This is a genomic window from Solibacillus sp. FSL H8-0523 (assembly GCF_038051985.1).
Taxonomy (GTDB): domain Bacteria; phylum Bacillota; class Bacilli; order Bacillales_A; family Planococcaceae; genus Solibacillus.
Genome location: NZ_CP150291.1, coordinates 3,048,543 through 3,075,441 on the forward strand (window position 1 = coordinate 3,048,543; position 26,899 = coordinate 3,075,441).

General features: G+C 38.4%; 28 protein-coding genes and 1 other annotated feature. Of the genes, 11 read left to right on the forward strand and 17 right to left on the reverse strand.

Annotation, left to right across the window (positions count from 1 at the left end; genetic code table 11):
* Positions 1 to 39 precede the first annotated feature (39 nt).
* Positions 40 to 1,397 (forward strand): IS3 family transposase gene (locus NSQ62_RS15225; RefSeq protein ID WP_341320985.1). Its coding sequence is split into 2 segments (ribosomal slippage): positions 40 to 493 and positions 493 to 1,397, totalling 1,359 coding nucleotides; the frame shifts between segments, so codons are not numbered across the junction.
* Between the two features lie 148 nt (positions 1,398 to 1,545).
* Complete coding sequence (locus NSQ62_RS15230) at positions 1,546 to 1,707, forward strand: hypothetical protein (RefSeq protein WP_341320986.1); 162 nt, start codon at positions 1,546 to 1,548, stop codon at positions 1,705 to 1,707.
* A 91-nt stretch (positions 1,708 to 1,798) separates the two neighbouring features.
* Here the strand turns inward: NSQ62_RS15230 and NSQ62_RS15235 are convergent, their stop codons facing one another.
* Positions 1,799 to 2,026 carry a phosphoglycerate mutase gene (locus NSQ62_RS15235; RefSeq protein ID WP_341320987.1) on the reverse strand — a complete coding sequence of 76 codons (228 nt, stop codon included), beginning with the start codon at positions 2,024 to 2,026 and terminating at the stop codon, positions 1,799 to 1,801.
* Positions 2,027 to 2,342: 316 nt separating this feature from the next.
* Here NSQ62_RS15235 and NSQ62_RS15240 point away from each other — a divergent pair, with 316 nt between their 5' ends.
* Positions 2,343 to 2,741, forward strand: a complete 399-nt coding sequence (locus tag NSQ62_RS15240; RefSeq protein WP_341320988.1) for a pilus assembly protein PilB — start codon at positions 2,343 to 2,345, stop codon at positions 2,739 to 2,741.
* Positions 2,742 to 3,267: 526 nt separating this feature from the next.
* Here the strand turns inward: NSQ62_RS15240 and NSQ62_RS15245 are convergent.
* A complete protein-coding gene (locus NSQ62_RS15245) occupies positions 3,268 to 3,807 on the reverse strand; it encodes a hydrolase (protein WP_341320989.1) in 540 nt (179 codons plus the stop codon).
* A gap of 126 nt (positions 3,808 to 3,933) precedes the next feature.
* Here NSQ62_RS15245 and NSQ62_RS15250 point away from each other — a divergent pair, with 126 nt between their 5' ends.
* Positions 3,934 to 4,428 (forward strand): nucleoside-diphosphate sugar epimerase, encoded by a 495-nt coding sequence (locus NSQ62_RS15250; RefSeq protein ID WP_341320990.1) that lies wholly within the window; start codon positions 3,934 to 3,936, stop codon positions 4,426 to 4,428.
* A gap of 47 nt (positions 4,429 to 4,475) precedes the next feature.
* Here NSQ62_RS15250 and NSQ62_RS15255 read toward each other — a convergent pair whose 3' ends face one another.
* From NSQ62_RS15255 to NSQ62_RS15290, 8 genes are all read right to left on the reverse strand, one after another.
* Positions 4,476 to 6,194 (reverse strand): methyl-accepting chemotaxis protein, encoded by a 1,719-nt coding sequence (locus NSQ62_RS15255; protein WP_341320991.1) that lies wholly within the window; start codon positions 6,192 to 6,194, stop codon positions 4,476 to 4,478.
* 273 nt (positions 6,195 to 6,467) lie between these two features.
* On the reverse strand, positions 6,468 to 8,873 hold the full coding sequence (pheT, locus tag NSQ62_RS15260; RefSeq protein WP_341320992.1) for a phenylalanine--tRNA ligase subunit beta: 2,406 nt from the start codon (positions 8,871 to 8,873) through the stop codon (positions 6,468 to 6,470).
* Between the two features lie 14 nt (positions 8,874 to 8,887).
* Positions 8,888 to 9,925 (reverse strand): phenylalanine--tRNA ligase subunit alpha, encoded by a 1,038-nt coding sequence (gene pheS, locus NSQ62_RS15265; RefSeq protein ID WP_341320993.1) that lies wholly within the window; start codon positions 9,923 to 9,925, stop codon positions 8,888 to 8,890.
* Positions 9,926 to 10,051: 126 nt separating this feature from the next.
* Positions 10,052 to 10,290, reverse strand: a binding site (T-box leader).
* Between the two features lie 64 nt (positions 10,291 to 10,354).
* Positions 10,355 to 10,636, reverse strand: a complete 282-nt coding sequence (qoxD, locus tag NSQ62_RS15270) for a cytochrome aa3 quinol oxidase subunit IV (protein ID WP_341320994.1) — start codon at positions 10,634 to 10,636, stop codon at positions 10,355 to 10,357.
* 3 nt (positions 10,637 to 10,639) lie between these two features.
* A complete protein-coding gene (locus NSQ62_RS15275) occupies positions 10,640 to 11,239 on the reverse strand; it encodes a cytochrome (ubi)quinol oxidase subunit III (RefSeq protein WP_341320995.1) in 600 nt (199 codons plus the stop codon).
* Complete coding sequence (qoxB, locus tag NSQ62_RS15280; protein ID WP_341320996.1) at positions 11,239 to 13,203, reverse strand: cytochrome aa3 quinol oxidase subunit I; 1,965 nt, start codon at positions 13,201 to 13,203, stop codon at positions 11,239 to 11,241. Before qoxB ends, NSQ62_RS15275 begins: the two co-directional genes overlap by 1 nt.
* Positions 13,204 to 13,233: 30 nt before the next feature.
* Positions 13,234 to 14,115, reverse strand: coding sequence for a cytochrome aa3 quinol oxidase subunit II (gene qoxA, locus NSQ62_RS15285; RefSeq protein WP_341320997.1), 882 nt, complete (start codon positions 14,113 to 14,115; stop codon positions 13,234 to 13,236).
* Between the two features lie 587 nt (positions 14,116 to 14,702).
* The gene (locus NSQ62_RS15290; RefSeq protein WP_341320998.1) at positions 14,703 to 15,464 is read right to left on the reverse strand and encodes an RNA methyltransferase; all 762 of its coding nucleotides are present in this window, start codon (positions 15,462 to 15,464) and stop codon (positions 14,703 to 14,705) included.
* A gap of 275 nt (positions 15,465 to 15,739) precedes the next feature.
* Between NSQ62_RS15290 and sspI the strand changes: the two genes are divergently transcribed.
* On the forward strand, positions 15,740 to 15,949 hold the full coding sequence (sspI, locus tag NSQ62_RS15295) for a small acid-soluble spore protein SspI (RefSeq protein WP_341320999.1): 210 nt from the start codon (positions 15,740 to 15,742) through the stop codon (positions 15,947 to 15,949).
* A 395-nt stretch (positions 15,950 to 16,344) separates the two neighbouring features.
* Positions 16,345 to 17,370 (forward strand): PTS sugar transporter subunit IIC, encoded by a 1,026-nt coding sequence (locus tag NSQ62_RS15300; protein WP_341321000.1) that lies wholly within the window; start codon positions 16,345 to 16,347, stop codon positions 17,368 to 17,370.
* 40 nt (positions 17,371 to 17,410) lie between these two features.
* Here NSQ62_RS15300 and NSQ62_RS15305 read toward each other — a convergent pair whose 3' ends face one another.
* Entirely contained in the window at positions 17,411 to 17,947 is a 537-nt protein-coding gene (locus tag NSQ62_RS15305) for a TetR/AcrR family transcriptional regulator (RefSeq protein ID WP_341321001.1), read from the reverse strand.
* Positions 17,948 to 18,103: 156 nt separating this feature from the next.
* Between NSQ62_RS15305 and NSQ62_RS15310 the strand changes: the two genes are divergently transcribed.
* The gene (locus NSQ62_RS15310) at positions 18,104 to 18,925 is read left to right on the forward strand and encodes a pirin-like C-terminal cupin domain-containing protein (protein ID WP_341321002.1); all 822 of its coding nucleotides are present in this window, start codon (positions 18,104 to 18,106) and stop codon (positions 18,923 to 18,925) included.
* Positions 18,926 to 19,183: 258 nt separating this feature from the next.
* On the opposite strand, the gene argF is transcribed toward NSQ62_RS15310, so the two are convergent.
* Positions 19,184 to 20,149 carry an ornithine carbamoyltransferase gene (argF, locus tag NSQ62_RS15315; RefSeq protein ID WP_341321003.1) on the reverse strand — a complete coding sequence of 322 codons (966 nt, stop codon included), beginning with the start codon at positions 20,147 to 20,149 and terminating at the stop codon, positions 19,184 to 19,186.
* Positions 20,150 to 20,439: 290 nt separating this feature from the next.
* Between argF and NSQ62_RS15320 the strand changes: the two genes are divergently transcribed.
* The gene (locus NSQ62_RS15320; protein WP_341321004.1) at positions 20,440 to 20,886 is read left to right on the forward strand and encodes an SRPBCC domain-containing protein; all 447 of its coding nucleotides are present in this window, start codon (positions 20,440 to 20,442) and stop codon (positions 20,884 to 20,886) included.
* Positions 20,887 to 20,928: 42 nt separating this feature from the next.
* Here the strand turns inward: NSQ62_RS15320 and NSQ62_RS15325 are convergent, their stop codons facing one another.
* The 3 genes from NSQ62_RS15325 to NSQ62_RS15335 all read right to left on the reverse strand — a co-directional run bounded on the left by NSQ62_RS15325 (position 20,929) and on the right by NSQ62_RS15335 (position 23,455).
* Positions 20,929 to 21,669, reverse strand: a complete 741-nt coding sequence (locus NSQ62_RS15325) for a DUF3784 domain-containing protein (protein ID WP_341321005.1) — start codon at positions 21,667 to 21,669, stop codon at positions 20,929 to 20,931.
* A 121-nt stretch (positions 21,670 to 21,790) separates the two neighbouring features.
* A complete protein-coding gene (locus NSQ62_RS15330) occupies positions 21,791 to 22,879 on the reverse strand; it encodes a M42 family metallopeptidase (protein WP_341321006.1) in 1,089 nt (362 codons plus the stop codon).
* Between the two features lie 93 nt (positions 22,880 to 22,972).
* Positions 22,973 to 23,455, reverse strand: coding sequence for a dUTP diphosphatase (locus tag NSQ62_RS15335; protein ID WP_341321007.1), 483 nt, complete (start codon positions 23,453 to 23,455; stop codon positions 22,973 to 22,975).
* Positions 23,456 to 23,545: 90 nt separating this feature from the next.
* Here NSQ62_RS15335 and NSQ62_RS15340 point away from each other — a divergent pair, with 90 nt between their 5' ends.
* From NSQ62_RS15340 to NSQ62_RS15350, 3 genes are all read left to right on the forward strand, one after another.
* Positions 23,546 to 23,926: a sigma-w pathway protein ysdB gene (locus NSQ62_RS15340; protein WP_341321008.1), complete on the forward strand. Its 381-nt coding sequence runs from the start codon at positions 23,546 to 23,548 to the stop codon at positions 23,924 to 23,926.
* 88 nt (positions 23,927 to 24,014) lie between these two features.
* The gene (locus tag NSQ62_RS15345; protein ID WP_341321009.1) at positions 24,015 to 24,692 is read left to right on the forward strand and encodes an ABC transporter ATP-binding protein; all 678 of its coding nucleotides are present in this window, start codon (positions 24,015 to 24,017) and stop codon (positions 24,690 to 24,692) included.
* A gap of 2 nt (positions 24,693 to 24,694) precedes the next feature.
* A complete protein-coding gene (locus tag NSQ62_RS15350) occupies positions 24,695 to 25,747 on the forward strand; it encodes an ABC transporter permease (RefSeq protein ID WP_341321010.1) in 1,053 nt (350 codons plus the stop codon).
* Positions 25,748 to 26,121: 374 nt separating this feature from the next.
* Here the strand turns inward: NSQ62_RS15350 and NSQ62_RS15355 are convergent, their stop codons facing one another.
* Entirely contained in the window at positions 26,122 to 26,388 is a 267-nt protein-coding gene (locus NSQ62_RS15355; protein WP_341321011.1) for a DUF1294 domain-containing protein, read from the reverse strand.
* 78 nt (positions 26,389 to 26,466) lie between these two features.
* Positions 26,467 to 26,826: a 50S ribosomal protein L20 gene (rplT, locus tag NSQ62_RS15360; RefSeq protein WP_341321012.1), complete on the reverse strand. Its 360-nt coding sequence runs from the start codon at positions 26,824 to 26,826 to the stop codon at positions 26,467 to 26,469.
* Between the last annotated feature and the right edge of the window lie 73 nt (positions 26,827 to 26,899).

The following is a 26,899-nucleotide window of genomic DNA, read 5'->3' on the forward strand; positions in this document are numbered from 1 at the left end:
ATTTGTTAGACACAATACTAACGAATGAGGTGTTTTTTCATGGCTAAAATGAGTGCCGGACAAAAATTAGCGGCGGTTGAACGCTATCTAAATAGTAAGGAAAGCTCCAGAACAGTCGCTGCGGATTTTGGTATTTCACATCGTTATTTACTCACGTTGGCGAACCAATATCAAAAAAATGGCGTAGAAGTGTTCGTCAGACGATATACAAATTACACAAAAGCATTTAAACTAGACGTACTTAACTATATGACTGAACACGGTACGTCCTTAAACGAAACGGCAGCGATTTTCAATATTGCGGCTAGTACGTCGATACGGAATTGGCAAAAACAATTCGAAACACTAGGAGAAGATGCCCTTCAGCCAAAGAAAAAGGGGCGTCAATCTATGAAAAAAGAATCGACTAAACAACCTAAAAACGCACTAGTAGAAGGTTCACCTGAAGCACTACAGGCTGAAATTAATCGTTTACGTATGGAAAATGAGTATTTAAAAAAGTTGAATGCCTTAGTTCAAGCCAAGGAAGCATCACCAAAGAAGACAAAGTAAAAGTCATCTATGAATTAAGGCATAAATACTCGGTGAAGGCGCTTGTCGCATTCGCCAAAATCAAACGCAGCACGTACTACGATATCGTGAAGAAGATGGATCGACCAGACCGAGACGCTGATTTAAAAGCGGACATTCAAGCAATTTACGATGAACACGAGGGTCGTTATGGCTACCGTCGTATTCGTGATGAGCTGGCGAATCGTGGGCAAAAAGTGAACCATAAAAAGGTGCAGCGCCTCATGAAAGCGCTTGGTTTAAAGTGTTTAGTGCGCATGAAAAAATATAAATCATATAAAGGCGGAGTTGGTGAAATTGCGGATAATATTTTGAATCGTAATTTCAAGGCGGAAGCACCAAATGAGAAATGGACAACGGATATTTCAGAGTTTAAATTATTTGGCGAAAAGCTGTATTTATCGCCTGTTTTAGACATGTTTAACGGGGAAATCATCACCTACACAATCGGCTCTAGACCGACTTTCTCTCTTGTTTCAGACATGTTAGAAAAGGCCTTAGAACGCTTACCAGAAGACCATAAACTCCTCATGCATTCCGATCAAGGCTGGCATTATCAAATGAAGCAATATCGCCATGCGCTCCAATCGAGAGGCATTGTGCAAAGTATGTCACGAAAGGGTAACTGTTACGATAACTCGGTGATGGAGAATTTCTTTGGCATCATGAAATCTGAATTCCTTTACTTAAAAGAATTTGAAAGTATTGAGCACTTTAAAGAAGAGCTCGAAAAATATATTCATTATTACAACACGAAACGGATTAAGGCTAAGTTAAAAGGCATGAGCCCGATACAATATCGATTACATGCCCAACTAGCTGCCTAAACGAAACGTAACTATCTTTTCGAAATTACTTCTACTTTCATCAATGACCAGTATTAGGGTCTATATTATGGAATGCATAGTTTTCATTGTATGCAAAAACAAAAAAACAAATATGTTAAAATAAGGATAAAAAGTAGGAGTGATAGAATTGCGCTCAATTAAAATAATGTTATTAGGTATCGCATTGATGCTTATAGCGATATACATACCACACGAAATTGCTTTTAGAACAGGTGGTTCTGAAATTTTCCTTTTAGCTTTAGGATTTATTCTTGTAGTGATTGGATTATTAGTAAAGGATAAGCGATAATCTTCCTATAACTGTCTAAAATAACCGTGTCTAACTTTTAGGGGTCACTTCATGTTTGGGAAGGTTTTTGAATATTGTTGAACATATGGGTTTAGCGGTCCATAGTATTATTTGTATCATAGTGTACGTTCATCTTAACTTTGTTCAACTCTTTATCAATTTTGGAAATTAACATATGTAACTCTTCATTTTCTGAAGCAGTAAAGGTTTCACCTCTTTGTTTGCCTAAAATTACAGTTTGATTAATCAATCCCAAACAAGATTTAACCAATGCCAAATCAATATTTATTGCTTCTTTACTTGTATCTAATCCATACATTTATACCACCTCTTTCTATAAATTATATGATAGTGATATTTATTTTTCTACCAAATAGTGGGGGTTTTCGACTAAATGAAAAAACGCACTAGCATACATGAGCCCTATAGAGTATGTACTTAAAAAAGTTTATCTTATAGGGTTATTTTTTAGTTGATAGTAGTTAAAGTTACCAAACCGTTGTTTGGGAACCTTATTTAGTTTATTTACGTATAGATTAAATGTGGATTATGCGTTAGATGATTATCTCACAGCTCCTTCATATTTAAAATTCCTGTTTTATGAGATAAAATAAATTGAAAAGGGGTTATTCGATTTGGGGAAAAAATTTATATCTAAAATACTTTTCTTACCGATAATCGTAGCTTTACTTGTCACACTTAGCATTATAAGTTTAGATGGCGATTTAAATAGTGAAGCATTGCCCCCTTCTGAAGTTTCAGAGTTAGTAATGCTTTGTATCCTGTTTTTTTCAGGATTCTATTTTTTTATTATCGTTTTTGTGCTCCCTATTAATATTTACATTTCTAAAAAATTACGTAATAAGCTAAGATCATTTATGCTGTTTAATGGTATAGGGGGGATGTTGGTAGGTTGTATCGACATCTGGTTATTTACTAAAGTTGATTTTGTTTCTATCTATTTGATTTTCCCGTTCTTTTCAATTTTATCCTTAATACCATTTTTTGATTATAATTCGGATGATCTTTCCTAACAAATATGGAGGTGGATTATTTAATGGGCAAGATATTTAGATTTTCACTTTATCTAACTGCCATCATTTCAATTATCGCTATTTATATTTTTTATCCAGACTATAAAGGTGAGTTATTTCCACTTTTTATGGATTTTACAACTTTCTTTATTTTTCTCCCGGCATACTTTTACTTTTTTTGCGGGATACTCCCATTATTATGTATTGTTCTTTTTAAAAATAAGGTACTAAAAATTATATTTATCATTTTTATTCTCACATTTAGCTTCATTAATTCACTTAATTATCTAGCATTTTATTCTATTCAATTGAGATTACTTTTTGATTTAATAACAATACTGCCAACTTTAATATTTTGGGCGATTTTTATTAACTTTAAGGAATTACGTAAGATATCTACTTGCGAAACTAACAATTAGGTTATTCCACGCGAAAGCTTATTTCTTCATAAATAACTGGCACGTTTGGGAACGTTTTTCTCCACGAAAAACATTCCTCAAACAAGTGCTCAATTACATACTTCTTACTATTTCACTAATTGACTAATCGCTTTAAATGTATCGCCCTTTGCTACTTGCTGCATTTCAAATAGGGCCATTTCAACACTGGTAATCGTTGCGCCGAGCTGGAGCATTTTTTGAATACCTACTACACGGTTGCCTGCTGTGCGTGATGACACACAATCAGCTAGCACTTCTACTTCGTAGCCATTGGCAAGTAAATGGGCGGCTGTTTGATACACGCAAATATGTGTTTCAATCCCCGCTAGCAGCACTTTTTTTCGACCCGTTTGCTCTAGCGCTTGTACAAACGCTTCGGTATCATAGGCACTAAACGTTATCTTTTCAATTGGCTGTTGATCGGTTAAGTGCATCGCAATGCGCGCATCTGTTGGCCCAAGCCCTTTCGGATATTGCTCTAGCCATAAAATCGGTATTTGTAACAGCTTAACGCCTTGTACAACATTGGCAATATTATTCACAACAAAATCACTTTCATCCACGATTTGCGCTAATTTCCCCTGAATATCAATTAGCACTAACACCGTTTCTTCTTTATGAAGCATTCAAATTCCTCCCCCTTTGTATTACCCTCTCTATTATACTGAATATTCAATCGAAAGAAAGGGGATTTCTGAGCGTTGAAACAACCCGCATGACCATGTATAGTGAAATAAGAATGGAGGACTTACATGCTACGTCTTAGTTGGCTCATTAGTATGGGCATTAGTTTATTTGGTGTTATGATTATTCAACACTTTTTCACAGTAAAACCCGATGAAGTGGCAAATGGAGGGAATTTAGGCGCATTAGGTATGGCCCTTGTCGCACCGTTTATTTTGCTTAGCTTATTTACTACATATCGTTTCTTTATTGAAAGTTCACGTCATGCAAAAGACCACATGATGCGCATGATTTATTTCGTTTTTGGTGTAGCCTTAGTCATTGTTTTAATTTATTATGCAAACGACTATAAAGCAGATGTATTCGCTCGTTTAGGGGGCGATACAAAAACAGTTGGTTCGCAAATTTACGGCTTCCCATTATTGAACGAATATACAAATAGTATCTTTATTAACTTTTATACATTCGGTATTGTGCACACGATTATTGGCTTAGCTGGTGCAGTTTTAGGTATGCTGCGACCTGTAAAGCCGTCTGAAACGGACAATTTAAACGAACAATGAAAAACCCGAATGTCGCATATCAATGCTTTCGACATTCGGGTTTTTGGTTAAGATAACTTGAACTTTTGTACTTCTTGTTGCAAGCTATCTGCAATTTGTGCTAAATCTTCGGCGTTTGCTGTAATCTCAGCCATCGTTGCAGTCTGCTCCTGTGCTGTTGCAGCCACTTGTTCGCTTGCAGCAGCCGTACCTTCGATAATCGCTGAAATGTCCTGCATCGCACGTTGGACATCCGTCGAATTCGCATATACTTGGTTAAATGCCTCATGCATATGTGCTACATTCGCCTCAGTATGTGCTACGCGGTCTACAATTTGCACAAGTGCGTCACCACCTTTATTAATGACCATCACTTGCTCCTCAACCGCTAATAGATTACTTTCCATCGTTCGAACTGTTACTGATGTTTCTGCTTGAATCGCACCAATCAGCTCCGTAATTTGCCCTGAAGCCAAACGTGATTGCTCTGCTAACGCACGCACTTCCTCCGCTACAACCGCAAAGCCTTTTCCATGTTCACCAGCACGTGCTGCTTCAATCGCCGCATTTAATGCTAATAAGTTCGTTTGATCTGCAATGCTTGTAATCACGGTAATAATGCCGCCAATTTCTTCAGAACGTTTCCCTAGTTTTTGAATCGATTCGGTCGCAAATGATACCGTTTGTGTCACCGTGCTTAAATGCTTAATCGCATCACTGATTGCGGCCTGCCCCTCTTTTGCAATCGTTGTTGATTCTGTTGCCGTAACTAGCGTTTCTTCAGCCTCGCGTAAAGATTCGTTTACTTCTAAAATCGTTTCACCTAACATTCGTAAAATGCCTTCAATCTGATTAGACTGTTGTGAAGCACCCCCTGCTATTTCATTAATTGTCTTGGCAATTTGACTGGAGCCCTCACTTGTCTGAACAGATGATTCCGATAAGATTTGCGAAGCACTTGCTACTTGGGTTGCGCTATTCGCAACAACACCTATTGTTTCTTTTAAACGCACTTGTACCGCATTAAAACTATTTGCTACCCTTGCGATTTCGTCATTTCCTTTCCACTCTAACACTCTACCATTTAAGTTTAATTCGGCTAACTCGTTTGCATTTTCTTGAATCTTTTTAAGCGGTCTTGACACTTTATATTCCACATATAAACTAATGACTGAAATCGTTAACACCAATAATAAAATTTCAATTGGCTTCTTTTTCCACATATGCATAAATGCAATTTTCCCATAAGGAGCCGTTGAAATAGCAGTAGACCACATACCAACTACTTCGCCATTCGTATTAAGAATTGGGTCATAAACCGCTTCCGCACTTTCCCCCTCTACTTCAGAAAACCCAGTATACCGTTCCTTATTCCCCAACACTTTTGACGTTATCTCACCTAACGTGTTGGTATTGATTGCACGCTGGCCGTTTTCCTCAATATTTGTACTTATTCTTACATCATCTTGGAAAATTGATACATAATTCCCTTTTGTTAATTCTCCAACTACATCTACAATCTCTGTATTTCCAACTAAATTAACTGTTCCCTTATGTAGGTCGCCGTCAATTATTGCCCATTCCCCCGGATATTTCGCTTCAATATAAGCTCGACTTAAATCAATATCTGATAGTAACTTTGTTTCAATCGTATCAATTAAATCTGCCTTTTGACTGAAGTAATTATAGCCCGATAATACAAAAACAAGTAAAACGATACTATTGAATAAAATAAAGTTAATTTTTGTCCGGATTCTTGGCGATTCTGCGATAAAATTCCTTTTCATATAATTAGCCTCTTTTCTGTCTGTATGCTTGTACAATTCAAAATAGCTATGCAAGTAGTGACAATACTGTTCTAGTTATTCTTCTCTTTTTCCTTCAAATCCGACCTAAATTTACACAATGTTTCACTATATTTTTACTTTTTTCTGCATAGCTCTTAAAAAATCCTTCAGACTTCTAAGAAAAAATTTTTCATTTAAGAAAACGATGAACAAATCGCCATAAAAAAAACAGCCTATAGCACATTGGCTATAGACTGTTTGTTCATTATAAAATTAGCGTACTTCCGCGCCAGCTTCCGCTAATGCTTTTAGTACTTTGTTATGTGCTGCTACGACTTCTTCATCTGTTAACGTACGTTCTGGATCGAAGTATGTTAATGAGAAGGCCACAGATTTTTTACCAGGTGCCATTTTGTCGCCTGCGTAAACGTCAAATACTTTAACGTCTTTAAGTAAGCTTGTGCCTGCACCTTTAATGATTGCTACGATTTCTCCTGCTGCAGCTGTTACATCAAGCTCTAGCGCGATGTCACGGCTCATTGCAGGGAAGCGTGGGATGATGTTGTAAACTAATGCTTCTTTCGTCGCTGCTAAAATCGCACGTAAGTTTAATTCCGCTACGTATGTTTCTTTCACATCAAATGCTTTTTGCTCTTGTGGATGAAGTTGCGCAATAACACCCACTTTTTCGCCATCTAAGAACACTTCAGCCGTACGACCTGGATGTAAGCCGTCTAACTGTGCTTTTGCGTAAGTTACGCGAGAAGTTAAGCCTAATTTTTCGAATACGGCTTCCACAATACCTTTTGCTACGAAGAAATCAACGTTTTTCTTCTCGCCTTGCCATGTGTTGTCAATCCATTTCCCTGTCAGTACAAGCGCTAAATGCTCTTCTTCAAATGGAAGTTCTTCAGCAGTTTGACCTAGGAATACCGAACCGATTTCATACATCGCTACTGTTTCTGCTTGGCGTGCTACGTTATAAGCTGCTGCTTCTACTAAGTGTGGAATTAAGCTTTGACGTAATGTCGAACGCTCTTCAGACATTGGCATTAGAAGTTTTGTTGTTTCTTCTGCTTGTAATGCAAACTTTTGAGAAAGTGCTGCAGACGTTAATGAATACGTCACGGCTTGGAATAGGCCTGCACCTTCCATAACGTTACGTACAATACGACGACCTGCTTGGTAAGGTGTTAAGCTACCAATTTGGTCACTTGCTGGTAAGCTTACAGGAATTTCATCGTAGCCATACATACGCGCGATTTCTTCCACGATATCTTCTTGAATTTTAATATCTTGACGACGAGTTGGCGCATCGATAATTAATTGACCGTTTGCTGCTTCAACGTCGAATTTTAAACGATTTAAAATACTTAGCATATCTTCTAACGAAATCTTCATGCCTAAACGGCCGTTGATGAAGTCAGGAGATACGACAACGCGAGCCGGTGCTTTGTCTAGCTCGTCTACTAATACGGTACCTTCTAATACTTCGCCACCAGCAAGTTCAGCAAGTAGCTGTGCTGCACGCTCAGCTGCTGGTAATACGCGGTTCGGGTCTACACCTTTTTCGAAACGAGCTGATGAATCAGAACGTAAGCCGATTTCTTTTGATGTACGACGCACTGACGCTGGGTTGAAGTAAGCTGATTCGATCACAACTGTTGTTGTCGCGTCAGATACCTCTGATTTTGCACCACCCATTACACCCGCAACGGCTTCAGCTTCTTGACCATTTGTGATCACTAAGTTATGAGACGCTAATGTACGCTCTTGATCATCTAATGTCGTAATTACTTCACCGTCTCGTGCCATACGTGTTACGATTTCGCCTGTTGCTAGCTTGTCATAGTCAAATGCATGAAGTGGTTGACCGTATTCCATTAATACGTAGTTTGTAATATCGACTACGTTGTTATGTGGACGTACCCCTGCTGCCATCAATGCATGTTGTAACCATAATGGTGACTCTTTTACTTCAATGTTTTTCACAACTTTTGCTGCGTACATTGGGTTCGCTTCTTTATCTTCTACAGATAATTTTAGAACGTCTGCTGCTTTTTGTGTTGACGTTGTATAGCTAATTTCAGGAAGCTTTACTTCTTGCTCTAAAATCGCTGCTACTTCATAGGCAACACCTAGCATGCTCATTGCGTCAGAACGGTTTGGTGTTAAACCAAGCTCTAGAACTGTGTCGCGTAAGCCTAAAACTTCTAATGCATCTGCACCAGGAGTCGTATCTGCTGGTAACACGTAAATGCCCTCAGCATATGCTTTTGGTACAAGACGACCTTCGATACCTAACTCTTGTAAAGAACAGATCATACCGTTTGATTCTTGACCACGTAATTTTGCTTTTTTGATTTTAATGCCGCCTGGTAATTTTGCGCCTGGACGTGCAACGATTACTTTTTGACCTGCATCCACGTTTGGTGCGCCACATACGATTTGTTGTAACTCTTCTTCACCAACGTCAACTTGGCATACATTTAATTTATCTGCTTCTGGATGCTTTTCTTTTGAGACAACGTGACCAACCACAACATTTGTCATGCCTGATGTGCGGTCGATTACAGCATCAACCTCGATACCTGCGCGCGTAATTTTTTCAGCTAGCGCGTTTGCTTCTAACGATGAAATATCAACATATTGGCTTAACCATTTTAATGAAACTAACATTTATTTTGTCCCCCTTACATTTCTGCCTGGTGGAATTGTGATAAGAAGCGAGTGTCATTTGTATAGAAATGACGAATATCATCCACACCGTATTTTAACATTGCGATACGTTCTGCACCGATACCAAACGCGAAGCCTGATAGCTTAGTTGAATCGTAACCAGCCATTTCAAGTACGTTCGGATGAACCATACCTGCGCCTAAAATTTCAATCCAACCTGTTTGCTTACATACATTACAGCCTTTACCTGAACACTTGTGACAAGAAACGTCTACTTCTACAGATGGCTCTGTGAATGGGAAGAATGATGGACGTAAGCGGATTTCACGCTCAGCACCAAACATTTTCTTCGCCAATGCATCAAGTGTACCTTTAAGGTCAGACATGCGAATGTTTTCGCCAATGACTAATCCTTCGATTTGCATAAATTGGTGAGAGTGCGTTGCATCATCTGTATCACGACGGAATACTTTACCTGGGCAAATTACGCGAATTGGCTCGCCTTTTTTCGCCTCCATTGTACGTGCTTGTACTGGTGATGTATGTGTACGTAATAATGTTTCTTCAGAAATATAGAATGAATCCTGCATGTCACGTGCTGGGTGACCTTTTGGTAAATTCATTGCTTCGAAGTTGTAATAGTCTTTTTCTACTTCTGGGCCTTCTACGATTTCGTAGCCCATTCCTAAGAATAAGTCTTCGATTTCTTCGATAACGCGTGTTAATAAGTGACGATTTCCTACGCGTACTTTTGCGCCTGGTAATGTTACATCGATTGACTCGCCTTCGAGTTGTTTAAGAATAGCAGCCTCTTCTAAAACGGCAACCTTCTTTTCAAGCTCGGCTGTTACGTTTTCGCGCACTGTATTCACAAGTGCCCCCATTTTTGGGCGTTCTTCAGCAGAAAGCTTACCCATTCCTTTTAAAAGATCCGTGATTGGTCCTTTTTTACCTAAGTACGCAACACGAACGTCGTTTAATGCTTTTAAGTCAGCAGCTTCTGCAATTTTCGCTAAAGCTTCTTGTTCTAATTGCTTTAATTGTTGTTCCATTGATAAATTCCTCCTACATAAAGATTTGGACATAATGTTATTATTGCTACCCGTTGTTTTCTAACAATCAGGCACAATTAATCACAATTATTCCATTTTTGAAAACAAAAAAACCTCGCCCCCTAAAAAAGGGACGAGGACGAGTTTCGCGGTACCACCCTAGTTATTGCAGAATATGCATTCTACAATCACTTCATTTGAGCTAACGACTATCTCTAGCCGGCGTTCCTTTCACCAAAACGGCTCCCGGACGCTGCTCGCGGGGTGAACTTCATTATACGTTTTGTTAGCATACTTTCAGTCAGTGGCATGCATTTCCTAAAAACAAAACTTGTACAATTACTCTTCCCGGTCAAAGCATTTAGTAATTATTCTTCAACTAGTCTACTTGATTTTCGACAATTTTTCAACTAGTTGAAGTAAGTTTGATTACATATCCCAAAGAAGGATTAAAAGTGTACCAAGAATTGTAACAACTACTAAACCTAAACCGTAAACGATGTTTGAGTAAATCGACCAACGATCTTCTGTTTCACCAGCATGCATGAAGATGGCGAACTGTAATGTTGCTTGTAAGAAAGCTGTTACTAAAAGTACGATCATTCCTGTTGTGAATGACATGTCCGTATAGTATACAAGTAGCGCGATTACAGTTAAAACTAGTGAAGACACAAAGCCCATAATTTGGCCCATTGGAAAGAACTTAGCCATAGATTACATCATTCCTTTCAGGTAAATGAAACTGAAGATGAAGATCCATACAACATCTAGGAAGTGCCAGTAAAGTGAGAAGACGAATGTTTTACCCGCTGTTACTGAGTTTAGACCACGTTTCGCAATTTGATAAATCAGGAATGAACCCCAGAAGAAGCCCATTGTTACGTGTAGTCCGTGTGTTCCTAACGTTGTTAATAATATTGAAGTGAAGGCACTAACTGTTAAACCTGCACCGATGTGTACATAGTGTACGAATTCATAAATCTCAACGCCTAAGAATACAAGACCTAAAGCAAGTGTAATTGCCATAAATGAAATTGTACCTTTTTTACTACCTAGACGCATTGCATGAATCGCTAAACCAATTGTAAAACTTGATGTTAAAAGAACGAATGTTTCGATTAACACTGGTGTAATTTCGAAAATTTCCGCACCAGTTGGGCCCGCACCTGTGCGGTCAACTAATGTGAAGTATGATGCGAATAATGTACCGAATAACATAATTTCCGCACCTAGGAATACCCAGAAACCAAAGATTTTCAGGTTGTTTTCCTCAGTAGAGTACTCTAATGGAACATTGTTGTTAACCTTACCCATTATTTCGCACCTCCTTTTTTAGCGTGATTTTTCTCGTCTTCTTCAATTTCTTTCACATGGATATGGTAACCATGATCGTCTTCCATTGAACGGTATGCCATACAAGCAAGAACTCCGATTAAACCGAAGATTGCTAAGTACCACATACTGAATACCATTGCGAACGATAAGATGAAGAAGAATACAGACATAATGAACGGTTGACCTGAGTTATTAGGCATATGAATTTCTTCAATTTTACCTTTAAACAGGTTAACACCATGTTTTTTAGAATCCCAGAATGCTTCTGAAGTTGCATCAGATACGTCTGGAGTAATTGCAAAGTTGTAGTGCGGAATTGGCGTATGAGTCGCCCATTCAAGACCACGTGCATCCCAAGGGTCGCTTGAAATATCGCGTGAAGAGTTTTTAAAGCTGTACCAGATGTTCCAAACTAACATTAAGAATGAAATTGTCATGATACCGGCACCGATGAACGCTACCATGTTTAAAGTTGAGAATCCTGTAGATTCTGAGAATGTGTACATACGACGAGCTTGGCCATCAAGACCTGTAATGTACATTGGGATGAATGATAGTACGAAACCAGTAGACATTACCCAAACAGTTGCTTTACCGATTTTTTCGTTAAGCATGAAGCCAAACATTTTTGGCCAGTAGAACGTTAAACCTGCTAACATCGCGTAAACAACACCAGGGATGATTACGTTATGGAAGTGGGCTACTAAGAACATTGTGTTGTGGTATTGGTAGTCAGCTGCTGACATCGCAAGCATAACCCCTGTTACACCACCAAGTGTGAATAAAGGAATGAAGTGCATTGTGTATAACATTGGTGTTGTCATCACAATTTTCCCTTTGTAGAGCGTGAATAGCCAGTTGAAAATCTTAACCCCGGTTGGGATTGCGATTGCCATTGTTGTAATCGAGAAGATTGAGTTCGTGAATGCACCTTGACCCATTGTGAAGAAATGGTGAGTCCATACAGCGAACGCGAAGATTGAAATTACAACCATTGACCAAACCATTGACGTGTAACCATATAAGTTACGACGAGCAAATGTTGAGATAATCTCAGAGTAAATACCGAATGCCGGTAAGATTAAGATATAAACCTCTGGGTGACCCCAAACCCAGAATAGGTTGGCCCAAAGCATGTCCATACCACCGTTACCAGTAGTAAAGAAGTTTGTATCGAATAGACGATCCATCGTACCCATAGCTAATGCTACTGTTAATACTGGGAACGCGAATACGATAATTAAGTTTGCAATAAGTGCTGACCAAGTGAACATTGGCATTTTGAATAATGTCATACCTGGGGCACGCATTTTCATAATTGTTGTAATGAAGTTAATACCAGTCATTAATGTACCAAGACCTGCAATTTGCAGTGATAACATGTAATAGTTTGTACCAACATGTGGAGAGAATTCATTACCCGCTAATGGGAAGTAAGAAGTCCATCCTGCATCTGGAGAACCACCCACGATGAATGAGATGTTGAATAATCCCATACCCATGAAGAATAACCAGAACGCTAAGTTGTTTAAACGTGGGAACGCTACGTCACGTGCCCCGATTTGTAATGGTACTAAGAAGTTAAAGAAGAATGTGATAAATGGCATTGCCATGAACAGGATCATTACAATCCCGTGTGTTGTGAATACTTCATTATAGTGCTGTGCATCTAAGAAAGTATTTTCAGGAACAGCAAGCTGCAAACGCATCATTACTGCATCGACACCACCACGGAACAGCATTAATAACGCTGTAACAAGGTACATGATACCGATTTTTTTATGGTCTACAGTTGTGATCCACTCACGCCATAAATAGCCCCATAATTTAAAGTACGTAACGACTGCTACTAGAGCAATACTACCAAGGATGATAGAAGCCATTGCGATATAAATTAATGTGCTTGGGTGTGGAACCGCAAACTGTGCAAAAAATTCGCTCATTGTAGTACTCCTTTCAAGTTTGATACTTGATTATTCGTGAGAAGAATGTCCTTCTTCTTCAGTTGCTTCTTCATCATCATGATCGTGATGAGGAGCTGGTGAGAACTCTAAGTGAGTTCCAGTGTAAGTTGATTTACCAAGGTGACCTGGCTCAAGTAATTCTGTGAATTTTTCTTCAGTGATAGGTTCAGCATTTGCATGAACTTCTGCTACCCACTCGTCAAATTCAGCATTTGTCATTGCTTGTACATCAAATAAGTTTTCTGCTGTACCACGACCTGAGAAGTTCGCGTTACGTCCCCAGAACTCGCCTGGGTTGTCAGCAGCTAAGTGTAAAGTTGTTACCATGTCTGCCATCGCGTATTTCTGACCACCTAATTGTGGAATCCAGAAACTTGAAATCGGACCGAAAGAATATAATTTGAATTCAACTGGTCGATCAGCTGGGAAGTTAACATAGTTTACTGTTTCAATACCTTGTTCTGGATAGCTGAAATGCCATTTCCAGTTAGATGATGAAGCATAAATAACGATTGGTTCCTTATCTTCGAAGCCTTGTGGAGTAGATTCTACGATGTAGTTACTACGTACAGACACTACAGATAAGACAATTACAATAAGAACCGGAATCCCGATCATAATTGTTTCTACAAGCCAGTGACCGTGAATGTGCGGTGGCTCGTAATCAGCACTTTGTTTTGAAGCACGGTATTTCACTAACATAAATACCATAATAGCTAATACGACAAGCACGATCGCACCCATAACGTAAATTAATAACATTGTGTCATCTGCTTGACGTTGTGCTTGAGGACCTTTTGGATCTAGTACGATTAATTTGTCATTACAACCTGCTAATAACATCGCACCTAGAGCCATGAAAGAGAGTAAAGTTCCCTTCAAATTTTTCATAGTTGGACTCCTTTCCAATAAATAGAGCTTGTTAGAATTGTGTTAAAGCCTGCAAGCAATGCAAAACAAAATAATAAAAGTTATGCATGTCATGGGAAAATGTTTCTGCCTTTCCCACTATGGCAATAGTAGAAAACAAAAAATATATTCCTGGTATACATACACAATGATTGGGTATGTATGTTTTTTAAATGAAACCGTTTTATAACGATTCCAAATAAATAATATTACTTTGCTTAGCATGTTGCGTTAATTAATTTTCTAACCTTCCTCGATTTTAGTGAAACATCAAATAAGTGTCAAAACATCAAATTGGAAAAATGCCTTGTTTATGACTATTTTCTCTTTAATATTTTTCCCTATTTTGAAATAATGATGACAAACACAGTAAAACCGCGCAATTACGAGCATTAAAAATCACTGTGTCAAAAATGACATTTCTATGAACTTCTTAAAGTAATTTTTTTCAGAACTATCAGAACAATCCATAGCTTGTAACCGTTGGATTTTTTTAACATTAAATTCCCAATAATAGCTAATAAATAAAAAAGAGAACGATAAGCACTATACTTATCATTCCCCAAAATTTATTTTACAAAAGCATATAATAAAATTCCTGTTGCCACAGCAACGTTTAATGATTCAGCGCCACCTAAAATTGGAATGATGACGTTTTGATCCGTTTTCGCTAAAATTTGTGGATTGATGCCACTACCTTCATTCCCTACAATTAGTGCAAATGCATTACTTGGCTCAACTTCCTTGTAAGAAATCGATTCTTCTAATGATGTGCCGTACACTTTCACATCATCTTGCTGTAATTGCTCGATCCATTCGATTAAGTCTCCGCGCACGACTGGGATATGGTAATGAGAGCCTTGTGCTGAACGTAATGTTTTTGGATTGAATGCATCCACACAGCCTTTTCCTAATACAACTGCATCGATTCCCGCAGCGTCCGCTGTACGAATCATCGTACCAATATTCCCCGGGTCTTGTACGGCATCTACTAATAACACTTTGCGCCAATCGTATTTCTCATCTTCTGAAATTTCACGTTGCTTACAGTGCGCAAATACACCTTGTGAATTTTCAGTTTCTGCAATTTCTTTCGCGACTGCATCATTCACATGTACTAGTACGACATCATCAATTGCCCATAATAATGGTAAATCTACACCATCACGCACGATAATTTGTACTATTTGGTCTTTATGCTTTAAGGCCTCTTCTACTAAGTGGAAGCCTTCGATAATGTATTCGCCTGATTTTTCACGTTCTTTACGTTGGGTTGCAAGCTTTTTCCAGTGTTTAACTAATGCATTTTGAGTTGATTCAATTCGTTTCATAATTTCCCGTCCTTTATAAGTACTCGAAATTTTATTCTATCATAAATAGAGAAGATTCCATAACGAGATGTCATGTATAAAAATGATTTCGTTGGAACAGACTTCATAGGAAAAGCGCTAAAGCGCCCTTTAAGCTCCGAGAGGCATTAGATGGCCCGACGCAAAAGTAAACGCTCTCCCACTTTTGCATGAGGGTTCGAAATGTCCGAGGGGCTGTCGCTTTAGCCTAGACACTGTTATAACAGTCATTTCATCTTAAAAAGGAGGCGTTTTTAATGGATTTTCAAATTCGACAAGCAATTACCGCCAATGTGTCGGGCTCAGATGCAGCAGAGTTTCAGGATATCGTAAACGATGCGATTAATCGCGGAGAGGAACATTTACTACCTGGCTTAGGTGTATTTTTAGAAACTTGGTGGCAATCCGCAACAGAACAAGAAAGAACACAATTTGCAGAACAATTAGCTAAGAAATTTGCGCACTAAAAAAATCGACGCGTTCGTCGCGTCGATTTCCCCATTATTCTTTTGATACATTCAAGACATCATCACTACTCGATGGATAAGGTACATAATTTTGAACGTTTCACTAACCTCTACTACCGCCCCACCCCTCTTCCAGTGTAATTATTTGTAAAATACTTCTACCCTCCTCTTCAAAAACACCCTCTTTTTTCTGAAAATTAACTTTTCACATTGAAATTTGTATGAACTTTTTCGCTACTCCAACTTAAAAATTTGCTATAAAACTACAAAATCATAATTACTTCCAGTTAATTGATTTAAATTTCAGAATATTCACTATTGAAAGATTATTATTCTAGTATTACACTAAAGCACATCAACTTAGAGACGCATTACGCTAGAAGGGAAATGAGTTTATGAAAAATTTTATTAATAATGTATTAACCGGAATGAGTATGGGGATTGTCGTTTGTTTAATTCCGAACGCACTGGTCGGAGAAATCTTAAAGCTCATTATTCCATATGTACCACAATTACAAATTGTTTTAGATACATCGATTATTGCTATGAGTTTACTACCAGTTGTAATTGGTGTGATGACAGGAATTTGCTTTAAGCTAACACCAATTCAAACATGTAGTGTCGGACTTGCTTCTTTTATCGGGAGTGGCGTTTATACGATGCAAGAAGGTACATTAACACTTGCGGGGATTGGGGTCGTAATTAATATTGGTCTTACAGCAGCACTTGCTGTTTTATTCGTTCAATTTTTAGGCAATCATTTAAAGGATTTCACACTGATTGCGATGCCGGCATTAACAATGTTTGTACCCGGCTTAGTTGGGGCGGCCTTCCTACCTTATGTAAAATCAGCTTCAGGTTGGGTTGGGGAAGTGATTATGTATGCAACATCACTACAACCCGTATTAATGGGGTCAATTATTGCGATGATTTTCGCAGTGCTTATCATTTCACCAATTTCTACAATTGGTGTTGCAACGGTAATTATGCTGTCAGGTATTGGTGCTGGTACAGCGAACTTAGGTGTTTGTGCTTCTGGGGTTGGGATGTGTATCGCCAGTTACCGTGCAAACAACTTTGGTACAGCCATTGCACATGTCGTTTCAGCGAAAATTCAAATGCGTAACTTCTTTATGAAGCCAACGATTGCCTTTCCTATGATTATTACCGCTGCGATTTTAGGCGCACTTGGTGGATACTTTGAAATTGTTGGTACGCCGTATAGTGCAGGATTCGGGTTAGGTGGCTTTGTTGGCCCATTAAAATACCTTGATTTAGTAGGCTGGAATATGACATCGATTACGTTGTCATTAACAATATTTATCGCACTACCCATCATTTTAAATTTAATATTATTAAAGCTATTTGAACGTAAATTTAAATGGATTAAATCAAGCGATTACGCTGTAAATTACGAATGATTCTTAAACCACGCCGTGTCAGACAACACGGTGTGGTTTTTTAAATTAATAACAGGAGGGGCTGTGCGACTTGTTTAGCATAGATTGCTGCATCCCCACCTTTATGATGGTCCCAATCGCTATACATGCCGTACAGTCCCCAGCCAATTATTACCGCATTGGCTCTGTGTTCGGTTGGCAATCTTTTTTCAATCGCTTGTACTAAATACTGTTTTAATTTTTCATCAATTGTATGTGTAAACGAATTGTAACCTCTTCGGCAATTGGCATACATTTGATCATGCACACGCACGATGCCTAAAAAATATTGTACAACTACCTGTTCAGACAGTTCTTCTGTCTCGATTCCCTCTAAACTTTCCTTCATAATTCGCTCGATTAATTCTGTTAAGACTTCTTCAAGCAAGGCATATTTATCAACAAAATGTGCGTAAAATGTGGCACGGTTAATCGTTGCGCGTTCGGTAATATCTTTAACCGTCATCTGTTCAAAGCCTTTTGTGACAAGCAGCTCATTAAAGGCATCTATAATTAACTGGCGTGTACGAATCGTTCGTGGATCGGTTGCTTTCACCATGAAAATCCCCTCTTTTCCCAACAATATTTGCGAAGTGTTGCTTACACAACGAACGAAGCTAGCTGTTCATTGTAGGTCATAAGTAAATTTACTATGATACAAGTATACAACGCGTATGCTTTAGTTCACAAATACTCATAAAGGTAGGGGAATTTCATGTTAACGATTAAAACAACGCAGCATATTGATTTACAAAAAAGTGATGGCCGTAACTTGCGCTATACATTACGTCCAGACGATTTAATGGACAATGACCCATTCATCATTTTAGCGGATGACAAATTTGCACATAACACATTTGCCGACCACCCACATAAAGGGATTCAAACGGTGACGTATGTGCTTGAAGGTAGCTTAGAGCACTATGATAGTCGCACTGGTGGTGGCGGTCGCTTAGCAGAAGGTGATTTTCAAATTATGACGGCCGGTCGTGGCATCATTCACAATGAAAACCCAGACCGTGGCGAGGAAGTTCGCGTCTTACAGCTATGGGTGAACCTCTCACCAGAACATAAAAAAGTTGAAGGACAGTACGAGGATTTAAAATACGCTGACGTTCCCGTACTTGAATTCGATGGTGGGAAATTTGAAGTGTATGCTGGTGAAGTGAACGGCGTCGCTTCTCCAATGAAATTATTCACACCGTTTCTATACACAGCCGTAACTGTTCAAAGTGCTTCGAACGAAATAACGATTCCAGCCGGCTATAACAGCTATTTATATGTACTTGAAGGCGATGTTGAAGTAAACGGACAGAAAATCAACACATTCGATGTCATTCATTTCGAACAGGCCGAGCAAGACGACTCGATTGCATTTATCGCTACAAACAACGCAAAATTCATCGTCTTTGCAGGCGAACCGATTAAAGCACCCGTTGTCGCACGCGGACCTTTTGTAATGAATACCGAACAAGAAATTATTGAAGCGTTTGAAAGCTATCGTAACGGATCGTTTTTAGACGGGAAGCCGTATTAAATAACAAAAGCACTTTAGCCTAGACGAAAAAATAAAAAAGCAATCCAGCGTCTCCCGGATTGCTTTTTCTATGTAGTGATGGGGCATTCCATCTTGAATACAGACATCACTGTAGAACGCCACCTTTTGTCACAGCGTCTCCCGTTTCAAAAGGTTTTGTTCTACTACCTCACTTGCTCGCCCTACCTGCTTACAAGTGCTGCACATTTTTGACTAGATAAACACTACAACCCGTAGCACACTTTATCTAGTTGATCTTTAAGCTAATAAAGATACTAATACTGCTTTTTGGGCATGCAGACGGTTTTCTGCTTGCTCAAATATATAAGAATTTGGTCCATCAATAACTGATGTCGCAACTTCTTCCTCTCTGTGTGCTGGTAAGCAATGAAGGAACATATAGTCTGGCTTTGCATGTGATACCAATTCATCATTGATTTGGTAGCCTGCAAAGTCTTTTAAGCGCTTTTCTGTTTCCTCCTCTTGCCCCATTGACGTCCAAACGTCTGCATAAATCGCATCAGCATTTTTCACTGCTTCTACTGGATCGTTTGTAACGTAAACGATACTGCCATTACGCGCTGCAAGTTCTTGCGCTTTTTCAATAATCGTATCGTCACATTCATAGCCTTCTGGTGTCGCGATTGAAACATGCATGCCAACATGTGCTGCTGCAACTACTAATGCATGTGCAACGTTATTTCCATCACCTACATATGCAATTTTTAAGCCTTTTAACTCGCCTTTATTTTCAGCAATTGTTTCAAGGTCTGCTAATGCTTGGCAAGGATGATCAATATCCGTTAATCCATTGATTACTGGAATCGATGCATATTCAGCTAACTCTTCTACCATCGCATGTGAGTTTGCTCGGATCATAATGCCATCTAAATAGCCTGATAACACACGGCCCGTATCTGGAATCGGCTCCCCGCGTCCAATTTGCATATCGCGTGCATTCATATACATACCGTAGCCACCTAGCTGTTGCATGCCAACCTCAAATGAGACACGCGTACGAGTCGAGCTTTTTTCAAAAATCATGCCGAGCGTCTTACCTTCTAGTAGACGAGGACATTTGCCCGCTTTTGTAATCGTTTTTAACTGCGTTGCTAGTGACAGTAACTGTTGTACCTCTTCACTCGTATAATCTAGCAGCGTTAGTAAGTCCTTACCCTTTAGGCTTTCGACTGGCTTTAACTGCACTTCTTCTAATAATTTCATGTCTTACACACCTCTGTAATGTTTATGTTGATTTTTATTTTACATATGCATAAATATAAAGTCAAGCGAATTAATATAAATATTTATAATTAATTAAATTATTCGATAATTATACATATTCGGTTTTTATGGATTTAGAATAAGAATTTTACCTAAAGGAGAAATTTTAATGTTTTTATAGAAATTAAGACTTAAACCATTGAATTACCATTCTTTTTCTAGCATAATAAAGTCAAGATATTCTTTGGGAATATTTTACTTAGTCTAAACAATTCGGGGAGGAATCGTTCATGCCACAAGCAACGCATAATGTGATGGTAAACGCAGCACCAAACGCTGCATGGGATTTTTTAAAGGAGTATGAAAACTGGGCGCCATTAATTCCAGGATACATCGCACATGAGGTTCAAAGTGATAATCAATTTACTTGGATTTTTTTAGCGGATTTAGGCTTTACGAAAAAAACGATCAAACTGGGTGTAACGGTTGCCGATTTAGTGGAACCAACTGATGTGAAATTTGATTTAAAGGGCATTTCAGACAATTTTAATGGTAATGGCTATTTCAAAATTGCAGGTGATACACAAGCTGAAGTAACAGGTAGCTTAGATTTAGCAGCTGGTGGCATGATGGGCATGATGATCAACTCGGTATTAGAAAACTTCGTACCAAAAGCAACAAAGGAATTTACGGAATCCATCCAAACAAAAATTTCAGAACTGCACGGTGTAAAATAAAAAAATGCGGCATTCGCTCACAAGTTGAGGAACGCCGCATTTTTATTTTGTCTGATTGCTTAGCTTTTCATACAGTGCACGCGTTTCAGCCTCTGTTGATAAATTGAAAATGACGGTTTTGCCTTCATTAGTAAATTGAATGAATGGTGGAAATTTTTTATCAACAAAAAGCTTTGCCTTCTCACCATTTTCAAATTTAAAATATCCTTCAAGCTTCGAGCCTACCGCTGAGCCATTTGTACGCATTGCGATTTCAGGAAGCTCCTCTAACAGGGTCAGCTGCTTCATTTTTGCAAATTCATACGTATCTCCATACATGCCCGCAATTTCAATCGCATCGTCTGTTAAGCTCACTTCGGTTGGCTGTAGGGCAAAATAGAAAATCACCGCTACCCCAATAAGCGTAATTATTGAAATAATCGCCGGACGCTTAAAGTTTTTACTCGCGCCCTTCTTCCACTTGCCGTTTTCATCAACTAAGTTGTGATTGTACTTTTGCGCTTTCACGACAACGATTACTGTAAAAACAACAATAAGTGCAACAAGCGGTAGTATCAGATTGGTATACTCTAAGTACGCCACAATACCAATGACAATAAATAATGCTGCGAGTGCGTAAGAATACAAGCCGAATAGCTTTGCCATCCCTTCGACATCAACGTTTTGCTTTTGCTCCTTGGTCATTGTGTTATAGCCTGAAATTAAAAAATACCATTTTAGCTTCGTCATCGCGAAGCCTAAAAAGATAAAGAGCAGTGCGAGCAAGATCCAAATGATTTCCATCAAAATCCCCCTTTCTATATGTATATTTATAAATTGAATAAAGGCAGATTCGTTCTAAATAAGAACAAACCTACCTTTTATTATAGTATAAGTGGTACCAAATTATGGCGTTTTATGCAGTTTAGTCGAATTTAATCTTATCCACTGCTGCACGGTCTAAACGCTTAATCACTTCAACGATTAACTTCACCGCATTATCATAGTCATCACGGTGCAGAATGCCTGCGTGTGAGTGGATATAGCGTGTTGCGATACCGATTGCAAGAGCTGGTACACCGTTTTGTGTGATGTGGATAGAACCAGCGTCTGTACCACCGCCAGCGATTGCTTCGAATTGGTACGGGATACCTGCTTCTTCTGCCACATCTAATACGAATTCGCGTAAGCCTGTGTGCGATACCATTGAAGCGTCAAAAATCACGATTTGTGGACCTGCACCCATTTTAGACGTTGATTCTTTTGCTGTTATACCTGGTGTATCCCCAGCAATACCAACATCTACTGCGAAGCCGATATCTGGTTGTACTTTGAATGTCGACGTTTTCGCACCGCGTAGGCCAACTTCTTCTTGTACATTCCCAACACCGTATACAACGTTCGGGTGAGTTTCACCTTTTAATGCTTTTAAAACATCAATTGCGATCGCACAGCCAATACGGTTATCCCATGCTTTTGCTAATAAATGCTTTTCATTTTTCATGACGTGGAATTCGAAATATGGTGTGATCATGTCGCCTGGACGAATGCCCCACTCCATTGCTTCTTCCTTAGAAGTCGCACCGATATCAACGAACATTGTTTTCACATCTACTACTTTATTACGTTGGTCAGCAGGTAAAATATGAGGTGGCTTTGAACCGATTACCCCAATAATTTCTTCGCCTTTACGTGTTGTGATCGTTACGCGCTGAGCAAGCATCACTTGGCTCCACCAGCCACCTACTGTTTGGAAGAAAATGAACCCTTTATCATCAATGCGCGTTACCATGAAGCCGACTTCATCTAAGTGACCGGCAACCATGATTTTTGGACCGTTTTCGTCACCCACTTTTTTAGCGATTAAGCTACCTAAGTTATCTGTTTCAATTTCATCCGCGTACGGCGCGATGTATTTTTTCATGACTTCACGAGGCGCACGTTCGTTCCCTGGAATACCGTTTGCATCCGTTAAATCTTTGAACATTTGTAATGTTGGATCAAGCTTTGTCATAAGAAATTGCCTCCTAAATAGATTCACCTTTTATTATAACGATATTATTTCGAAAAGTGAAATAGTTTTGTGCAACTATTCAAAATTCAACAGTTAATAACCGTTACGCTGACGCTCATAGTTTTTCTCGTTTTTTTCTTTGTAGGCTTCAATAATATCTTCTACCGTAAAGCCTAAGTTATAAGCAATTAAGCTATATTGCTTCCAAATTGCTTTGTAGTTGCCTTCTGTTTGTTGCTGCAAAAATGTTAATACCGTTTGCGTGGCATCGATAAATGCTTGTGTCAAATCCGCTTCCTTCTCAACGACCGGCCACTCCTCTAATGTGAAATCGCGCATATAACCAAGTGACAGCATAAAATGAATGGAATCCACAAACTCCTCTAAAATGACGCTTTTTTCAGATGGTCCTTTCGTTGACCAAAACTTAAAGCAGCGTGTTTCGTTTGCTAATTCTCCTAATTCAACGAGGAGCGCTAACCCCTTTTCGTTGAATACATCCTTGTTGATGTTTTGCGTTTCTTCAATAAATTTGTCTAATGCACGTTGCATGTCAAATAACTCAATAAATTCCATAAAAAATTACCTCTTTTTCTAAAATAAATGAAACTTTTCTTACTAGTTAATCGTATAGCATGAAAACACAGTAAGCAAGGAGGAACTTAGGTGGCATTATTTCTACGCTTTGCGATCATCATCCTCATCATCTACATATTCTACAAAGGCGTTCGTTACTTAATCGACCCAAAACGAAAGCTAGATGAGGCACATGAAAACGGCGATTATTATTTTTATGATGACGTGAAAAATATTCGAAAAAACTTTTTCATTACGTATAAAGGGGCTTTTTTTGAAGGTGAGAAATATTTAGGAACAACTGAAAATGCCTTTGAAGTCATTAGTATTTTTGTATTTGTTCACGATGCGATGAAGCTACAGGGCTTTACGAAAGAAGATTTCGTCTATCTGGAGAAAGAAATCTTAATGAACTATCCAAATGCTAAGATTAATTGGAAAAATCCGATTGAACAATTAATGAAAGACTGACCGTTCATTAGCGAATCGTAACTATGCGATTCGCTATTTTTTTGAAACTTATTGCTACTATAGCCGTATAGTAATTTGAGGTGAATTTATGGACATACATATTCAAAAAGCAGGCTATGCAACAAATGAACCAAGTATTGAACAGATCGATTTCTCAATAAAGCCCGGTGAAATTGTCGGCTTAATTGGTGGCAATGGTGCTGGTAAAAGTACTACCATTCAATCAATGTTAGGTGTTATCCCTTATTTTGAAGGTGACGTTTCCATTCCTTCATACGGTTATGTACCAGAACGCCCATTATTATACGAACATTTCACATTGCGCGAGCATCTTCAATTTTTAATTGATGAATTTCAAGATGATACGTTGTGGCATAAAGCACAGAATCTATTAACGCTCTTTCAAATTGACAAGCGCCTTGATGATTTACCTATTTACTTCTCAAAAGGGATGCAGCAAAAGGTAATGCTTGTGTTAGCGTTTTTAATCGAACGTCCGCTTTACATATTAGATGAACCATTTATGGGACTTGATCCCCGAGCAACGCGCGAACTACTTACGCTAATCGGCGAACGTAAACAACAAGGTTCGAGCTTTTTACTTTGTACACACCAATTAGAAATGGCTGAAAAGCTTTGTGATCAATATGTATTATTGCATGAAGGACAACTACAAGCACAAGGAACATTACACGAATTACAGCAAATTGTTGGACAACAAATTTCTTTATTAGACATTTTTTACGAGTTACAAGGTAGGTTATAGTCATGTTTTTAAAACGACTTTATCGCTATTATCACTTTAATTTTAAACTCTTTAAATCTGTCTTTGATTGGACGGTACTTCTTTACATAGCACTTCCCACTGTTGTCATTAGCTTTTTCTTATATCGTGACATTTCAATCGCATTTCAAGCTATTGAAATTCAGCCCAATGTATTACTCGCTTTATTATTTGGACTAAGTTTTATTTTAATCAATTCTTCTTTGCGATTATTTTTATATGACGCTGACCTGTTATTTTATAAGCAGATTGCCACGAGATTACGTAACGTCAAACTTTGCGGATATATCTATTCATTTTTACGATATAATTTTGTACTATTTGTCGTACTATTACTCGCTTCTCCTTTTATTGTACTGCCCTTATTCAAAATTATTCTCGCTTTTAATAGTATTAGTACGCTTCACATCATCGTTCTATACAAATACCAAAAGTGGTATATGAAATGGCCTCTGTTATTCATCAATCATGCCCTTATTGCGTTCAGTCTTTTTCTATTACCAATTTGGGGATATAGTGCCTTACTTATTATTGCACACGCGATATTATTGAGTTTCGTATTAAGCAATCGCTACTGGACAACAGAGGTTCGCTGGGAATACGAGGCATTTTATCAATGGATGAAGCGCCTGTATTTATTTAGTATGGAAATGCGCTATTATTTGCCTGCCAAAACAAGGCTGCCTTACATTCTACTGGCTAAAAGAACTATTTTAAGCAAACATCGCATTGACAATTTAGTTTATAAAACGTTGCTACGTAAATTACATTATTTGATTTCACCGCTTCAGCTAATCGCGATAAATATTGGTCTGTTTTTTATTTTACCGACATGGGCTAAAGTTATTGTATTTGGATTTTCATTAGTCGGTCTGAATGTAGCATTTCGATCCATTATAAATGACATAAAACAAGCTCCATTTTTCCAACTGGTGACAGTCGATGAAGAAGAATGGTTGAAAGCTCAATCACGGCTCCAAAATCGATTGCTCCTACCAGCCGTTATCATTTTGACACTGTTATTTTTTGTACTTTAAAATTAAAAGACGGATGCTACCAATACTGTAGCATCCGTCTTTTATCGATTATGTCCATAATGACCTGGGTTGAGGTTTATCCGTTAATTTCGCTGTACGATAATTATACGTAAGTTGATCGACTCAGCCTGGATCTTTTGTTATCCCACGCAAAACATCGCTATGTAACGTTAAGCAGTTAAAGATATTCCTTGATGACACAACCAAACCAATCATTTCTTTATCGGCAATTGATAAATAGCATGTTTCTTTATTAAATAGCGTATTTAAATTCTAAAAATCCTTTATACTGCGCTGCATTAAGTGATAGTACCATAAATAAAATATTCACAAAGCCATTTTCCTCTAATTGTTTTTCAACCTGTACTAAATGATTACATTTTATATAGCTGTACTAATAGAAAAACGTGAACCGCGGCCATCAAAGGAAAGCCAAACGCAAAGGCATTGTGCTTTGTTTTGTGTCGGAATAAATACATGCCTAACACACCACCACATGCCCCACCAAAAAAACCTAGTGTTAACAAGGTTTTTTCTGAAATACGCCATTCTTTGTTTTTTGCACGCTGTTTATCTAAATACATATATACACATAAAATGAGTGAAACGATCACCACATATGCAAGTGCTGCTAAAGCCATACGATATCCCCCCTGGATTTAAAAAAAGACTGATAAGGAAAGTTCCCTATCAGTCTTTTATAAAATAATTAATTAAAATTATTTAGCGATTGCTTTTTTAGCAGCGTCTGCTAATTGAGCGAATGCTGCTGCATCAGTTACAGCTAGGTCAGCTAACATTTTACGGTTAACTTCGATACCTGCTAATTTTAAACCGTGCATTAAACGGCTGTATGAAAGTTCATGCATACGAGCTGCTGCATTGATACGAGTGATCCAAAGACGACGGAAATTACGTTTCTTTTGACGACGGTCGCGGTATGCATATTGACCTGATTTCATTACTGCTTGGTTAGCTACTTTGTATAATGTATGTTTTGAACCGTAGTAACCTTTAGCTAATTTTAAAACTTTTTTGCGACGAGCGCGTGTTACTGTTCCGCCTTTTACGCGTGGCATAGAAATTACCTCCTGCTTATTCTTTCGAATATTAGTTGTATTTTTGTTTGTGAATAACCTTTTAAACGGTCAA

What these genes read in the sequence shown, in the direction of transcription:
- sspI (WP_341320999.1), top strand. Translation starts at nt 15,740, where the DNA reads ATGGATTTTCAAATTCGACAAGCAATTACCGCCAATGTGTCGGGCTCA.
- NSQ62_RS15320 (WP_341321004.1), top strand. Translation starts at nt 20,440, where the DNA reads ATGCCACAAGCAACGCATAATGTGATGGTAAACGCAGCACCAAACGCT.
- NSQ62_RS15355 (WP_341321011.1), bottom strand. Translation starts at nt 26,388, where the DNA reads ATGGCTTTAGCAGCACTTGCATATGTGGTGATCGTTTCACTCATTTTA.
- NSQ62_RS15300 (WP_341321000.1), top strand. Translation starts at nt 16,345, where the DNA reads ATGAAAAATTTTATTAATAATGTATTAACCGGAATGAGTATGGGGATT.
- rplT (WP_341321012.1), bottom strand. Translation starts at nt 26,826, where the DNA reads ATGCCACGCGTAAAAGGCGGAACAGTAACACGCGCTCGTCGCAAAAAA.
- NSQ62_RS15305 (WP_341321001.1), bottom strand. Translation starts at nt 17,947, where the DNA reads ATGGTGAAAGCAACCGATCCACGAACGATTCGTACACGCCAGTTAATT.
- NSQ62_RS15335 (WP_341321007.1), bottom strand. Translation starts at nt 23,455, where the DNA reads ATGGAATTTATTGAGTTATTTGACATGCAACGTGCATTAGACAAATTT.
- NSQ62_RS15290 (WP_341320998.1), bottom strand. Translation starts at nt 15,464, where the DNA reads ATGAAACGAATTGAATCAACTCAAAATGCATTAGTTAAACACTGGAAA.
- NSQ62_RS15330 (WP_341321006.1), bottom strand. Translation starts at nt 22,879, where the DNA reads ATGACAAAGCTTGATCCAACATTACAAATGTTCAAAGATTTAACGGAT.
- NSQ62_RS15245 (WP_341320989.1), bottom strand. Translation starts at nt 3,807, where the DNA reads ATGCTTCATAAAGAAGAAACGGTGTTAGTGCTAATTGATATTCAGGGG.
- NSQ62_RS15345 (WP_341321009.1), top strand. Translation starts at nt 24,015, where the DNA reads ATGGACATACATATTCAAAAAGCAGGCTATGCAACAAATGAACCAAGT.
- qoxD (WP_341320994.1), bottom strand. Translation starts at nt 10,636, where the DNA reads ATGGCTAAGTTCTTTCCAATGGGCCAAATTATGGGCTTTGTGTCTTCA.
- NSQ62_RS15235 (WP_341320987.1), bottom strand. Translation starts at nt 2,026, where the DNA reads ATGTATGGATTAGATACAAGTAAAGAAGCAATAAATATTGATTTGGCA.
- NSQ62_RS15275 (WP_341320995.1), bottom strand. Translation starts at nt 11,239, where the DNA reads ATGGGTAAGGTTAACAACAATGTTCCATTAGAGTACTCTACTGAGGAA.
- pheT (WP_341320992.1), bottom strand. Translation starts at nt 8,873, where the DNA reads ATGTTAGTTTCATTAAAATGGTTAAGCCAATATGTTGATATTTCATCG.
- argF (WP_341321003.1), bottom strand. Translation starts at nt 20,149, where the DNA reads ATGAAATTATTAGAAGAAGTGCAGTTAAAGCCAGTCGAAAGCCTAAAG.
- pheS (WP_341320993.1), bottom strand. Translation starts at nt 9,925, where the DNA reads ATGGAACAACAATTAAAGCAATTAGAACAAGAAGCTTTAGCGAAAATT.
- NSQ62_RS15325 (WP_341321005.1), bottom strand. Translation starts at nt 21,669, where the DNA reads ATGGAAATCATTTGGATCTTGCTCGCACTGCTCTTTATCTTTTTAGGC.
- NSQ62_RS15350 (WP_341321010.1), top strand. Translation starts at nt 24,695, where the DNA reads ATGTTTTTAAAACGACTTTATCGCTATTATCACTTTAATTTTAAACTC.
- NSQ62_RS15310 (WP_341321002.1), top strand. Translation starts at nt 18,104, where the DNA reads ATGTTAACGATTAAAACAACGCAGCATATTGATTTACAAAAAAGTGAT.
- qoxB (WP_341320996.1), bottom strand. Translation starts at nt 13,203, where the DNA reads ATGAGCGAATTTTTTGCACAGTTTGCGGTTCCACACCCAAGCACATTA.
- NSQ62_RS15250 (WP_341320990.1), top strand. Translation starts at nt 3,934, where the DNA reads ATGCTACGTCTTAGTTGGCTCATTAGTATGGGCATTAGTTTATTTGGT.
- qoxA (WP_341320997.1), bottom strand. Translation starts at nt 14,115, where the DNA reads ATGAAAAATTTGAAGGGAACTTTACTCTCTTTCATGGCTCTAGGTGCG.
- NSQ62_RS15255 (WP_341320991.1), bottom strand. Translation starts at nt 6,194, where the DNA reads ATGAAAAGGAATTTTATCGCAGAATCGCCAAGAATCCGGACAAAAATT.